At 71.7% G+C, this 12470-nt stretch carries 13 protein-coding genes and 1 pseudogene; 6 read left to right on the top strand and 8 right to left on the bottom strand.

What is annotated here, in order from left to right:
* Positions 1–33: 33 nt before the first annotated feature.
* The gene (locus tag ACVW2K_RS11720; RefSeq protein ID WP_457202629.1) at positions 34–573 is read left to right on the top strand and encodes a CGNR zinc finger domain-containing protein; all 540 of its coding nucleotides are present in this window, start codon (positions 34–36) and stop codon (positions 571–573) included.
* Between the two features lie 15 nt (positions 574–588).
* Here the strand turns inward: ACVW2K_RS11720 and ACVW2K_RS11715 are convergent, their stop codons facing one another.
* Together ACVW2K_RS11715 and ACVW2K_RS11710 are read right to left on the bottom strand one after the other, a co-directional pair.
* A complete protein-coding gene (locus ACVW2K_RS11715; RefSeq protein WP_457202628.1) occupies positions 589–1386 on the bottom strand; it encodes an alpha/beta fold hydrolase in 798 nt (265 codons plus the stop codon).
* Positions 1377–2126 (bottom strand): endo alpha-1,4 polygalactosaminidase, encoded by a 750-nt coding sequence (locus ACVW2K_RS11710; RefSeq protein WP_457202627.1) that lies wholly within the window; start codon positions 2124–2126, stop codon positions 1377–1379. Before ACVW2K_RS11710 ends, ACVW2K_RS11715 begins: the two co-directional genes overlap by 10 nt.
* 38 nt (positions 2127–2164) lie before the next feature.
* Between ACVW2K_RS11710 and ACVW2K_RS11705 the strand changes: the two genes are divergently transcribed.
* The gene (locus ACVW2K_RS11705) at positions 2165–4039 is read left to right on the top strand and encodes a S8 family serine peptidase (protein WP_457202626.1); all 1875 of its coding nucleotides are present in this window, start codon (positions 2165–2167) and stop codon (positions 4037–4039) included.
* A gap of 130 nt (positions 4040–4169) precedes the next feature.
* On the opposite strand, the gene ACVW2K_RS11700 is transcribed toward ACVW2K_RS11705, so the two are convergent.
* The 3 genes from ACVW2K_RS11700 to ACVW2K_RS11690 all read right to left on the bottom strand — a co-directional run bounded on the left by ACVW2K_RS11700 (position 4170) and on the right by ACVW2K_RS11690 (position 8010).
* Positions 4170–5630, bottom strand: coding sequence for an MFS transporter (locus ACVW2K_RS11700; RefSeq protein ID WP_457202625.1), 1461 nt, complete (start codon positions 5628–5630; stop codon positions 4170–4172).
* A gap of 18 nt (positions 5631–5648) precedes the next feature.
* Positions 5649–7448, bottom strand: coding sequence for a 3-hydroxyacyl-CoA dehydrogenase family protein (locus ACVW2K_RS11695; RefSeq protein ID WP_457202624.1), 1800 nt, complete (start codon positions 7446–7448; stop codon positions 5649–5651).
* A 70-nt stretch (positions 7449–7518) separates the two neighbouring features.
* Positions 7519–8010: a GNAT family N-acetyltransferase gene (locus tag ACVW2K_RS11690; RefSeq protein ID WP_457202623.1), complete on the bottom strand. Its 492-nt coding sequence runs from the start codon at positions 8008–8010 to the stop codon at positions 7519–7521.
* Between ACVW2K_RS11690 and nucS the strand changes: the two genes are divergently transcribed.
* Together nucS and ACVW2K_RS11680 are read left to right on the top strand one after the other, a co-directional pair.
* Positions 8000–8713, top strand: a complete 714-nt coding sequence (nucS, locus tag ACVW2K_RS11685) for an endonuclease NucS (RefSeq protein ID WP_457204060.1) — start codon at positions 8000–8002, stop codon at positions 8711–8713. The two genes, ACVW2K_RS11690 and nucS, sit on opposite strands and share 11 nt — an antisense overlap.
* A gap of 96 nt (positions 8714–8809) precedes the next feature.
* Entirely contained in the window at positions 8810–9541 is a 732-nt protein-coding gene (locus ACVW2K_RS11680) for a class I SAM-dependent DNA methyltransferase (RefSeq protein ID WP_457202622.1), read from the top strand.
* Here the strand turns inward: ACVW2K_RS11680 and ACVW2K_RS11675 are convergent.
* Positions 9519–9755 carry a hypothetical protein gene (locus ACVW2K_RS11675; protein WP_457204105.1) on the bottom strand — a complete coding sequence of 79 codons (237 nt, stop codon included), beginning with the start codon at positions 9753–9755 and terminating at the stop codon, positions 9519–9521. The two genes, ACVW2K_RS11680 and ACVW2K_RS11675, sit on opposite strands and share 23 nt — an antisense overlap.
* 229 nt (positions 9756–9984) lie before the next feature.
* Positions 9985–10212: pseudogene (locus tag ACVW2K_RS11670) on the bottom strand (ArsR/SmtB family transcription factor); the annotation flags it as partial.
* Between the two features lie 65 nt (positions 10213–10277).
* On the opposite strand from ACVW2K_RS11670, the gene ACVW2K_RS11665 reads away from it, so the two are divergent.
* Positions 10278–10730, top strand: coding sequence for a hypothetical protein (locus ACVW2K_RS11665; RefSeq protein ID WP_457202621.1), 453 nt, complete (start codon positions 10278–10280; stop codon positions 10728–10730).
* A 4-nt stretch (positions 10731–10734) separates the two neighbouring features.
* On the top strand, positions 10735–11049 hold the full coding sequence (locus ACVW2K_RS11660; RefSeq protein ID WP_457202620.1) for a DUF952 domain-containing protein: 315 nt from the start codon (positions 10735–10737) through the stop codon (positions 11047–11049).
* Between the two features lie 19 nt (positions 11050–11068).
* Here ACVW2K_RS11660 and ACVW2K_RS11655 read toward each other — a convergent pair whose 3' ends face one another.
* Positions 11069–12469 carry a PAS domain S-box protein gene (locus tag ACVW2K_RS11655; protein WP_457202619.1) on the bottom strand — a complete coding sequence of 467 codons (1401 nt, stop codon included), beginning with the start codon at positions 12467–12469 and terminating at the stop codon, positions 11069–11071.
* Position 12470: the final 1 nt, after the last annotated feature.

Genomic DNA, 12470 nt, shown 5'->3' with positions numbered 1-12470 from the left:
TGACGCTACGCCGGCATTGTGTAACCTGTCAACGTGGTATTCGCACATGACACCGAGGTGGCGCTGCAGTCCGCGGTGACCCTCGCCAACTCCGCCCTCGAGCCGGACACGCTCCAGACGATCGAGCAGCTCGACGCGTTCTTCGCGGAGTTCGAGTACACCGGCCGCCGGGACCACGACCGCGCCGAGCTCGCGGCGGTGCGGGCGATCCGTCCGCAGCTCCTCACCCTGCTCACCGCCGAACGCGACGAGGCGGTCGCGCTCGTGAACGAGATGCTCGCGTCCGCCGGCGCGGTCCCCCAGCTGGTCCGCCACGACGTCTGGGACTGGCACCTCCACGCGGTCGGCCCGGAGCGCGACCTGCCGACCCGCATCCTCGTCGAGACCGCGATGGCGATGATCGACGTGATCCGCTCCGACGAGATGTCCCGGCTCGGTCGCTGCGCCGACCCCGAGTGCGGCGGCGTGGTCCTCGACCTCTCCCGCAACCGCTCGAAGCGCTTCTGCTCGACCACCTGCGGCAACCGCAACGCCGTCGCGGCGTACCGCGCCCGCCGCGCCGCCGACCGTTGAGTCGGGAGTTCCGACTCAAGTGGCGGCGAGGAACTGCCGGAGCACGTCGGTGAACACCTCGGGTTGCTCGGAGTGCACCCAGTGGCCGGCGCCCTTGATCGTCACCCTGCGGTTGCGCGGGAACCAGCGGTCCATCTCGGCGGCGTACTCGTCCCCGACGTAGGCGGACTTCGCGCCCGCGATCCACAGCGTCCGTCCCTGGTACGGCGGGTGGCCCGCGAGTGCCTCCTCCGGCCAGCCGCCGAGGGTGGCGAGGTCGCGGCCGAGCAGCTCGAGGTTCGGCTGCCAGGACCAGCCGTCGTCGTCGCGCCGCAGGTTCTGGAGCAGGAAGCTGCGCACCGTCGGGTTCGGCACCGCGTCGACGAGCGCGGCGTCGGCGTCGCGACGGTGCCGGAGCGTCCCGAGGTCGAGCGCCTGCATCGCCGCGATGTAGCCGGCGAACTCGCTGCCCGACTCATAGTCCACCGGGGAGACGTCGACGACGCAGAGCCGATCGACGAGCTCGGGGTGCCGCAGCGCGAGGACCATCGCGGCCTTGCCGCCCATCGAGTGGCCGACCAGCGCGACCGGGTCGTCGGCGGAGAACAACGACGCGACCCGGTCCGCGGTGTCGACGTAGTCGAAGCGGTCGGTCCACTGCGAACGGCCGTGGTTGGGCATGTCGACCAGCAGCACCCGGTGGTCCTCGGCGACCGCCTTCGCGATCGTCCTCCAGTTCTTGCCCTGCCCGAACAACCCGTGGCAGAACGCCACCAGCGGGCCGCTCTCCCCCAGCGTCGTCGTGTGCAGCCCGTCCACGTGCCTCAGCACCACTCGTGCACCCCTCCCGGTGTCAGGTCCCGGTCGCGGAGCACGACCGCGAGCCGGTCACCGACGTGCCGGCAGGTCCACCGGAAGTCCGGGCGCCGGTACTCGATGGCCAGCACGCGGTCGCCGTACACGTGGGTGTAGGCGCTGCACTCCCGGTATCGGCCACACTCCTCCGCGATCGCGAAGTCGTAGCCGATGGTGGTGCCGTCAAAGCCGGCGAGGTTCTTCTGGCCGGCCTCGAGGCCGGCGTCGTGGGCACGCCCGACCAGCAGCGCGGCGAACGCCACGGCCTGCCGACGGCTGAGCAGGTGGTGGCTGCGGGTGAACGAGTCGAGGTTGTCGTACTCGACGGCGTCGAAGCCGTCGTCCGCGCACCCCTGCGTCCACCGGCCGACGATCCGCGCCAGCGCCGCGCGCTTCGCGGGCGTGCGTACGTCGAGCAGCCACTCGCCCCACGCCTCGTCGGTGACCGGCCGGCCACCGTCCTTCAGCACCAGGCGCCAGTGCTCACGCCAGAAGGGGCGCTGGTCCGGCTGGGCCTGGAAGCCGTTGACGTAGCAGACGTTGTACGTGCCCTCCAGCGGCTGCGCGGCGCGGTCCCGGACCACGATGCCGACGTGGTCGGGCACGTCGGCGGCGCCGCCGAGCTGGTAGTCGACGTCGGTGCCCGTGGGCAGCGCGGCCAGCAGGACGGGGAGCAGGAGCGCGTAACCCCACGCGGCAGGACCGCGTTGTTTCGGCACCGCTGCTCTCCACCTTGATGCTCGAGATCGGATCATCCATGCCATCCTCCCGCACCCGGCTGCTCGCACTCACCGGCGCCCTCGCCGTGACGTTCTCGCTGGCCGGTGCCACCCGGGCCGCGGCCACGCCCCAGGCGCCGGTCGTCTCCGGTGTCCATGCCGGTCTCGACCGGTTGCTCGCCGACGGGACTCCCGACCACCGGGCGATCGTCCGGTTCGATGACGTGCCCGACACCACGCAGGTCGCCGCGCTCTCCGCACTCGGGCTCACGGTCCAGCCGATGAAGCACCTCCCGCTGGCGCTCGTCCAGGGCCCGGTCGGCGCGATGGTCGCCGCGGTCTCAAGCGGCATCGGCCTCGACGTCTACCCCGACGAGCACCTCGGGCTCCTCGACACCGCGTCCAGCGACGCGATGTCGTCCTCGCCGTCCGCGGCCAGGGCCCTGCGTGCGCGCGGGCTCACCGGCAAGGGCGTGACCGTCGGCATCGTCGACTCCGGCTGCGACGCGACGCACGCCGACCTCGCGGACCGGGTCGTCCACAACGTCAAGCTCTACAGCCCGGAGTACGCCAACGCGGGCACCCAACCCACCCTCGTCGTCCCGGTCGACCAGGGCCCGGTCAGCAACACCGACCTCGGCAGCGGCCACGGCACGCACGTCGCCGGCATCATCGCCGCCGACTCGAAGTCCGTCGACGACGGGAGTCGCTTCGGCGTCGCGCCGGACGCGGACCTGGCCTGCTTCTCGATCGGCGAGGTGTTGTTCACGACGGCCGTCGTCACCGCCTACGACTACATCCTCGACCAGCCCGGCCTGATGGGCATCGACGTCATCAACAACTCGTGGGGCAACAGCTACCGCCAGTTCGACCCGAACGACCCGGTCGCCGTCGCGACCAAGGCCGTCGTGGACAAGGGCGTCACGGTCGTGTTCGCTGCCGGCAACTCCGGAGCCGGGGACGTCCCGATGAGCCTGAACCCGTTCTCGCAGTCCCCGTGGGTGATCTCGGTGGCGGCCGGCACCATCGACCGGGTCCGGGGCGACTTCTCGTCCAACGGACTGGTGAACGACAACTCCCGGGCGACCCCGATCGGTGCGCACGACCACACGTCGTACGCCGGCGACCGGATCGGCCTCGTGCACCCCGACGTGACCGCGCCCGGCGTCGACATCAGCTCGACGTGCGACAGCGCCGGCACCCTGATCGGCCCCTGTGGCCCGAACGAGAACGCCAGCGCCTCCGGCACCTCGATGGCCTCACCGCACATCGCCGGCGCGGCCGCCGTCCTCCTGCAGGCACAGCCGCGGCTCACCCCCGACCAGGTGCGACTGGCGCTCCAGGCGACGGCCACCGCCGTGAAGGCCACGGGCGGCACGGGCTCGGCACCCTTCTGGGAGGTCGGCTACGGGTTCGTGAACCTCGACCGGGCCGTGCACCTGGTCACCGGCAAGGGCTGGGCCGGACACCTGGCCGCGGCCGCGGCCAGGGCCGACCGTCGGGTCCGGGCCGCGGACGGCGTCCGCGTGCTGCGCTCGGACTTCTTCGTGCACGCCGCACCGCCGGGGACCGCAGGCGGCAGCGACGCGGCGTCGTACGACGTGAAGGTGGGCAGCGCGACGCGCACGCTGGCCGTCAGCCTGGCGTTCCCGTCCGGCGGCGCCGTCGGCGCGAGCCTGTTCAGCTACACCGTCACGGTGCTCGACCCGGCCGGGGAGACGATCGCGACCACGACGACGGACCCGGTCGCCGGCTCCGGCACCGCGCTGGCGACGGTGCCGGTGAGGAAGGCGGGGACCTACACGTTCCAGGTCTCCGGCGACTACGCGGCCTCCGACCCGGACACCATCGACAGCGACTCGGCGCTCGGCCGGTTCGTCACGCTGCACGTGGCCCAGCTGCGGAGGGGCTGAGCGAGAGCGCACGGCGGGCGGCGAAACGGCAGCGGATCGCTCGCCACCCGCGGCGCGGACGCACGCATCGCGCGGCGCCCGTCCTCGAGGAGCCCGGTGACGAACTCCATGACTCCAGCGTACGTCGGGCTCAAACGGCGGTCCGCTGCTCCGTGTCCTCCGCGGTGAGCGGCTTGGCGATGCTCTCCAGCGACCGGCCCTCGGCGTGCACGCCGAGGAACGCCTCGACGATCCCGGCACCGATCATCAGCACCGCGCCGATGAAGTAGCCGATGGCGATGCCCGTGATGTCCTTGTCCGCGGAGGCCTGGTCGATCAGGTAGCCGAACAGCAGCGGACCGCTGATCCCGCCGGCGGCCGTGCCGATGGCGTAGAAGAACGCGATGCACAGCGCGCGGGTCTCCATCGGGAACACCTCGCTCGCGGTGAGGTACGCCGCGCTGGCGCCGGCCGAGGCGAAGAAGAAGATGATCACGCCGAGGAGCGTGAGCGAGAACGCCGTCACGCTGCCGAGGAGGAGGCCGGTCACGCCGAGAAGGGCACCGGAGAAGACATAGGTGAAGGTGATCATCCGGACCCGGCCGATCTTGTCGAACAGCGGCCCCAGGATCAGGGCGCCGGCGAAGTTGCTGACCGCGAACACGGCGAGGTACCAGCCGGTCTGCTTCACCCCGAGGAACGTCGTGAGCGTGTCGCCGTAGGTGAAGAAGAACGCGTTGTAGAGGAATGCCTGACCGACGAACAGCGAGAAGCAGACGACGGTGCGCTTCGGGTACATGGTGAAGACGGTCTTGGCGATCAGCGTGAGCGGGATCGTCGTGCGCTGGCGCACCGTGATCGTCTCGTCGACCTGCTCGAGCTCGCCGGCCGTCTCGTCGGAGACGGTCCGCTCGATGTCCGTGACGATCCGCTCCGCCTCCTGCTCGCGGCCGTGGATGAAGAGCCAGCGCGGGCTCTCCGGCACGTTGCGGCGGACGAGAAGGATGCCCACGGCGAGGATGGCACCGAGGCCGAACGCCAGCCGCCAGCCCCACTCGGGGTTGATGACGGTCGGGTCGAGCAGCGGGATCGTCAGCAGCGAGCCCAGCGCGGCGCCGACCCAGAACGAGCCGTTGATCGAGACGTCGACGCGACCGCGGTACTTGGCCGGGATCAGCTCGTCGATGGCGGAGTTGATCGCGGCGTACTCGCCACCGATGCCGAACCCGGTGAAGAACCGGGCGGCGAAGTACCAGGCCGGCGTCATCGAGAACGCCGTCGCGACCGTCGCGAGCATGTAGACGGCCAGCGTCAGGAGGAACAGCTTCTTCCGGCCGAACCGGTCGGTGAGCTGGCCGAAGAACAGCGCGCCGACGCAGGCGCCCGCGACGTAGATCGCACCGGCGAAGCCGATGTCGGAGCTGGTCATGCCGAGCCCCGTGGTCGGGTCCTTCAGCGCGTCGGACATCGACCCGACGATCGTGACCTCGAGCCCGTCGAGGATCCAGACGGTGCCCAGCCCGATGACGACCAGCCAGTGCCACTTGGCCCACGGCAGCCGGTCCAGTCGTGCGGGGATGTCGGTGGTGATGCGCCCGGTCTCAACTCCCATGACCGGGCGGGTACCCCATCAGCGCGAGCTGTAGTCCCGGAAGCCGCGCTTGGTCTTGCGGCCCAGGTAGCCGGCCGTCACCAGGTGCTCCAGCAGCGGTGCCGGGGCGAAGCCCGGCTCGCGGAACTCGAGGTAGAGCTCGCGCTGGATCGCCAGAGACACGTCGTTGCCGACCACGTCGAGGAGCTCGAAGGGCCCCATCGGCAGCGCACAGCCCTGCTTCATGGCCAGGTCGATGTCGTCGGCGGTCGCGTAGTGCGCCTCGAGCATCCGCACCGCGTCGTTCAGGTACGGGAACAGCAGCGCGTTGACGATGAAGCCCGCCCGGTCACCGCAGGACACCGCGACCTTGCCGATCCGGTCGCACAGCGCACGGGTGGTCTCGGTGACGTCCTCGGACGTGACGACCGTCGAGACGACCTCGACCAGCTTCATGACCGGCGCCGGGTTGAAGAAGTGCATCCCGATGACGTCCTGCGGCCGCGACGTCGCCTGGGCGCAGGCGATGATCGGCAGGCTCGAGGTGGTCGTCGCCAGGATCGCGCCGGGCTTGCAGATCTCGTCCAGGTTCTCGAACAGCGTGGTCTTGATCGCGAGGTCCTCGGCGATCGCCTCCACCACGATGTCCGCCGCTGCGAGGTCGTCGAGCGACGTGCTGCCCGTGATCCGGGCCAGCACCTCGGCCTTCGCCTCCTCGGTCGCACGGCCGCGCTGGATCTGCTTGTCGAAGTTGCGGGTGACGGTCGCGACGACCCCGTCGACCTTGTCCTGGCCGCGGCCGACCACCAGCACGTCGTACCCGCTCCTCGCGAACACCTCGACGATGCCGCTCGCCATGGTGCCGGTGCCCACGACGCCGACCTGCTTGATGTCGTGCCGCAGCTCGGGCCTCGCGTCGGCGGACGGCGTCCGGTCGTCCGCGACGACGACCGGGCTGTCCGGCGCCTCGTAGGTGTAGAAGCCGCGACCGGTCTTCCGGCCGAGCCAGCCGGCGGTGACCATCTGCTTGAGGATCGGGGACGGCGCGTGCAGTCGGTCGCGGCCCTGGCGGTACATCGTCTCGAGGATCTCGTACGCCGTGTCGAGCCCGATCAGGTCGAGCAGCGCCAGCGGGCCCATCGGGTAGCCGCAGCCGAACCGCATCGCAGCGTCGATGTCCTCGCGGCTGGCGTAGCGGCCCTCGTACATCGACACCGCGTGGTTGAGGTAGCCGAACAGCAGCGTGTTCGCGATGAAGCCGGCCTTGTCGCCGCAGACGACCGGGTTCTTGCCGAGCGCCTCCACGAGCGCCTTGGTGTCGGCCAGCACCTGGTCCTCGGTGACGACCGTGCGCACGATCTCGACCAGGTCCTGCACCGGCGCCGGGTTGAAGAAGTGCACGCCGATTACCCGGCCCGGGCGCGAGTTGGCGGTCGAGATCTCGGTGACCGAGAGGCTCGAGGTGTTGGTGGCGAGGACGGCCTCCTGCGAGACGATCGCGTCGAGGTCGCGGAAGAGTGCCTTCTTGGTCTCCAGGGACTCCACGACCGCCTCGACCACCAGGTCGGCGTCGGTGAGGTCCTTGAGCGAGGTGGTGAACGTGATCCGCCCGAGCAGCTCGGCCTGCTCGGCCTCGGTCATCTTCTCCCGCTTCACGGCGCGGGCCGTGGAGTGCTCGAGGTACTGGCGACCGCGGGCGAGGCCCTCGTCGTCCTTCTCGACCCCGACGACGGCGTACCCGTTGCGGGCGAACACCTCGGCGATGCCGGCGCCCATGGTGCCGAGGCCGATGACGCCGATGGTCGAGAAGGAGCGCGCTTCCGGGGCCTGAGAGGTCATGCCGCGCATGGTTGCACGGGGCAACCCGCTGTGGCAGTGGCGTAGTTCACTCGCGAGTAACTTGGAACGTTCATGTTGCTGTGGGAGCGCTCATCACGAGGCGACGGCCGTACGCCGGGAGGCCGAGCAGCTCCTCCTTCTCCTGCATCGCCCGGTGCACCGGGGTCAGCACGGTGACCTCCTCGAAGCCGAGCGACCGATAGAACGGCGCGTTCCACGGCACGTCGGCGAACGTGCAGAGCGAGAGGGCGTCGTACCCGCGCCGGCCGGCCTCGGCGAGCGAGGCGCGGACCAGGGCGCCGCCGGTGCCGTGCCGCTGGTGGCCCGGGCGTACGGCGAGCTGCTCGAGGTGGGCGATGCCCTCGAGCTCCAGGACGTGCGCGAACCCGACCGGCGGCTCGCCCGCGACCCGGAGGAAGCCGGCCACGCCGTACCGCCAGGTGCCGGGCGTCGGCCGCCACGGCAGGGGCCCGAGCAGCGGGACGAACAGCTGGTCCGCCTCGCACTCGATCTCGGTGAGCGCGTCGAGGTCCTCGCGCGTGGCGGCCCTGATCTCCAGCACGGAGGCCACTGTAGATTCGTCGCCCGTGAGACTCGTCGTAGCCAGGTGCCAGGTCGACTACGCGGGGCGCCTGACCGCCCATCTCCCGATGGCGACCCGGGTGCTGATGATCAAGGCGGACGGATCCGTGCTCGTGCACGCCGACGGCGGCTCGTACAAGCCGCTGAACTGGATGTCGCCGCCGTGCTCGTTCCGGGAGGGCACCACCGAGGACGGCCAGGTCGAGTGGACCGTGACCAACCCCAAGAGCGACGACACCCTGCGGATCCTCATCGAGGAGGTCCTCCACGAGTCGACCCACGAGCTCGGGATCGACCCGGGCCTGCAGAAGGACGGGGTCGAGAAGCACCTCCAGGAGCTGCTGGCCGACCACCCCGCGACCCTCTCCCCCGGCCTCACGCTGGTCCGTCGGGAGTACCCCACCGCCATCGGCCCGGTCGACCTGATGTGCCGCGACTCCGACGGGCACTCCGTCGCGGTCGAGATCAAGCGCCGTGGCGAGATCGACGGCGTCGAGCAGCTCACGCGCTACCTCGAGCTCCTCAACCGCGACCCTCTCATCTCCCCCGTGCGGGGCATCTTCGCCGCGCAGGAGATCAAGCCGCAGGCGCGCGTCCTCGCATCGGACCGCGGCATCGCCTGCGCGGTCGTCGACTACGACGCCCTGCGCGGCCTGGACGACCCCTCCCACCGGCTGTTCTGACCGGGTCGTCCGCCTCTCGCGCGGTCATACGCCGCCCTCGGGCGGACGACCCGAAACTCGGTCGCGCCCCAGCGGTCACCCGACCACGATGGCCGGATGCGTGAGAACCACTTCGACACCGAGATCGCCGAGCGGTACGACGAGGGCTCGGCCGAGATGTTCGCCCCCGAGGTGCTCGGGCCGACCGTCGACCTGCTGGCCGAGCTCGCCGGCGGCCGGCCGGCGCTGGAGCTGGCGGTCGGCACCGGCCGGGTCGCGATCCCGCTGGCGCAGCGTGGCGTCCACGTGCACGGCATCGAGCTGTCGGAGGCGATGGTCGCGCAACTGCGGGCGAAGCCCGGCGGCGACCTGATCGACGTGACGATCGGTGACATGACCGAGGCGACCGCCGAGGGCCGCTTCCGGCTCGCGTACCTGGTCTTCAACACGATCGGGAACGTCACCACGCAGGACGACCAGGTCGCGGTGTTCGAGAACGCCGCGCGGCACCTCGAGCCCGGCGGCTGCTTCGTGGTCGAGAACGGCGTGCCGATCCTCCGGCGGCTGCCGCGCGGCGAGCGCTTCGCGGTCTTCGACCACACCGACGGCCACGTCGGGATCGACGAGTACGACACCGCCACCCAGCTGATGTGGTCGCACCACTACTCGTCCACGGACGGCACGACGTACCGCCGCAGCAGCGTGCCCTTCCGGTACGTCTGGCCCGCCGAGCTCGACCTGATGGCCCGGATCGCCGGGATGCGGCTCGTGCACCGGTGGGCCGACTGGGACCGCTCGGAGTTCACCGGAGCGTCGACCAGGCACGTCAGCGTGTGGCGGAAGGGCTGAGGTCGCAGCCCAGCGCCTGCATCCCGGCGCGGCCGGCGTCGGTGAGGCGGAGCGCGCGGGAGTCGGCGGAGCGGCGCACGAACCACCCGCGCTCCACCAGTCCGTCGGTGATCCCGGCGGCGAGCGACCCCGCCAGGTGCGGGCGGCGCTCGGTCCAGTCCAGGCACGGCCTCGCGAACGAACGGCGCCGAGCACGGGCCGCGCCGACGTCCACACCCCAGCCGGCCAGTCCGGCGTGGCCGGCCGGCGTGACGTCGTACGCGCGGGGTCAGCCAGCCGCGGTCGATCATCGCGTCGTGCAGTGCCACGCCGCAGGCCCCGGCGAGGTGGTCGTAGCAGGTGCGCGCGAAGCCGAGCGCCTGGGCGTGGCCGGACTGGCGCAGCGACCGGACCGGCTGGGCCGGGGCGACCTGCGACAGCGCCTCGAGGGCGGCGCCGACGTCAGGCCCCGCGATCCGGTAGTACCGGTGCCGGCCCTGGGCCACGACCTCGACCAGGCCGCCGTCCCGGAGCCGGCCGAGGTGCTCGCTCGCGGTCGAGGCGCCGACGCCGGCGATCCGCGCGAGCTCCCCGGCCGCGAGTGCGCGACCGCCCATCAGCGCGTCGAGCATCCGGGCCCGGCTCGGGTCCCCGATCAGCGCGCCGGTCGCGGCGAGGTCGGTGTCGTGCACCCCGCGAGGCTACGCCGCGCACGCTTCGTCCCCGACCGAAGCGTCCGGGCCCTACGGTCGCCGGCATGGAGAACCCCGGGACGCAGGTCGAGGACGCCGTCGAGCACTGCCTGGAGGTGGCGGCGACCTGGCTCGCCTGGGACGGCCGGCCAGCGGTGAGCGAGGACGGCGACCGGGTCTACACGCCGCACAAGGCCGTCCGCCGGATCGCCGACCACCTGATCGACCACCTCGCCGAGGTCGAGGCGCTGCTGGCCGGCGTCCCGACCGAGCCGGACCACTGGCACGCCAGCCTGGTGACCGTCGAGGCGGACTGGGCGCGGTTCACCGAGATCGACCTCGACGAGGCGCGCCAGCGGCTGCGGCGGCTCGGCCGCACCTTCGCGCTGCGCATCGCCGCCGCGGGCCCGGCCGAGTGGGACGCTCCCCGCGGCGACAGCTGGACGCTGCGCGAGATCGCCGTGCACCTCACCGGCATCCGCTGGTACGCCGACCAGGTCGGCGTACTGAGACGATGAGCGCATGCGGATCTTCCACATCGCGACGCGTGCCGACTGGGAGCAGGCGCAGCGCGAGGGCGCCTACACGACCTCGACCCGCGGCGTGACGCTCGCGGAGGAGGGCTACATCCACGCGAGCCGCGCCGACCAGTGGGAGGGCGTGCGCGCGGCGTTCTACGCCGACGTCACCGAGCCGCTGGTGCTGCTCGAGATCGAGACCGACCGGCTCGGCGTACCCGTCCTGGAGGAGCCGCCGGCGCCCGGCGTGGACGAGACCTTCCCGCACGTGTACGGCGCCATCTCCCCCCGCGCGGTCGTCGGGGTCGCCGACATCTAGGACGTGGCGGCCCGGACGTTCAGCCGTCGGCGGGCCGCTCGCGGGGGATCGACACACGCACGACCGTGCCGACGCCGACCTCGCTCTCGACGTCGACGGTGCCGTCGTGCGCCTCGACGATCGCGCGCACGATCGGCAGGCCCAGGCCCGCACCCTGCACCTGCCCGCGGATCGCGGAGGGCGCCCGGTAGAGCCGATCGAACACCTTCTCCTTCTCCTCCGCGCTGACGCCGACGCCGGTGTCCCGCACCTCGAGGACCCCCATCGGCCCGTCGTTCCGCACGGCCACGTCGATCCGGCCGCCGGGCGCGGTGAACTTCAGGGCGTTGGTGAGCAGGTTCTCCAGCACCTGCACGAGGCGGTAGAAGTCGCCGTAGGCCTGGACGGAGTCGGCCGCGACCAGCGTGAGCTCGAGGCCGCGCTCGCGGGCGCGGAGGTTCGCGTCGCCGGCGACCTGGCGGGCGAGCGGGACCAGGTCGATGGCACGCCGGTCGATGCGGAGCCGGTTGTCGTCCAGGTAGGCCATCGTGAGCAGGTCGTCGACGAGCTGCAGCTCGCGCTCGGCGTTCCGCTCGATCACGCCCAGCAGCTTGCGGGCGCGGCGGCTGAGGTCGCCGTCGTCGAGGTCTCCCATCAGCTCGGAGTAGCCGATGATCGAGGTGAGCGGGGTGCGCAGCTCGTGCGACACGGTCGCGATCAGCTCGTCGCGCAGCTGCTGCGACTCGACCTCGAGCCGGCGGCGCTCGGACACGTCGCGCACCGCGATCGACACGAGGACGCCCTCGTCGGTGTGCAGCGGCGACAGGCCGATCTCCACCGGCACCTCGTGCCCGGCGTGGTGCAGGATCCGGAACTCCTGCGTGTACCCCATCGGCACCAGGTCGGGCTCGACGAGGTAGCGGCCGATGCGCTCGCGCACCTCGGCCGGCCCCGGTGTGGAGGCGAGGATGTCGACCGGCCGGCCGACCAGCTCGGCCCGCGGGTAGCCGAACACGTCCTGCATCTGGTTGTTGGCCAGCACGATCGTCGCGTCGCGGTCCACGATCACCGTCGGGTCGGGCGCCGCCTCGAGCAGGCTGCGGAACCGCTCCTCGTCCCGGACCCGGGCGGTGACGTCACGGACGATCGCCGAGACGTACGACGTGCCGTCGACCTGGATGGGCGCGAGCGAGATCTCGGCCGAGAACTCCGTCCCGTCCGCACGGCGTGCCGGCAGGCGGACCAGCCCCGTGGAGCGCAACGGCTCCGGGACCAGCACCTCGATCGGCTCACCGATGAGCGCGGCGGCATCACGACCGAACACCGCACCGCACCGCGCGTTGGCGAGCACGATGGCGCCGTTCCCGTCGACGACGACGACGGCGTCCGGGACGGCTTCGAACACCCCCCGGAGCAGTGCCTCCGGGTGCGGCTCCTCCACC

This window comes from Nocardioides sp. HB32 (assembly GCF_054058995.1).
Note: the sequence above shows the minus strand (reverse complement) of the source record. Positions and strands in the feature narration are given on the sequence as shown.

Coding starts and splice junctions, on each gene's coding strand:
- ACVW2K_RS11705 (WP_457202626.1), top strand. CDS start 2,165: ATGCCATCCTCCCGCACCCGGCTGCTCGCACTCACCGGCGCCCTCGCC.
- ACVW2K_RS11695 (WP_457202624.1), bottom strand. CDS start 7,448: ATGACCTCTCAGGCCCCGGAAGCGCGCTCCTTCTCGACCATCGGCGTC.
- ACVW2K_RS11680 (WP_457202622.1), top strand. CDS start 8,810: ATGCGTGAGAACCACTTCGACACCGAGATCGCCGAGCGGTACGACGAG.
- ACVW2K_RS11660 (WP_457202620.1), top strand. CDS start 10,735: ATGCGGATCTTCCACATCGCGACGCGTGCCGACTGGGAGCAGGCGCAG.
- ACVW2K_RS11700 (WP_457202625.1), bottom strand. CDS start 5,630: ATGGGAGTTGAGACCGGGCGCATCACCACCGACATCCCCGCACGACTG.
- ACVW2K_RS11665 (WP_457202621.1), top strand. CDS start 10,278: ATGGAGAACCCCGGGACGCAGGTCGAGGACGCCGTCGAGCACTGCCTG.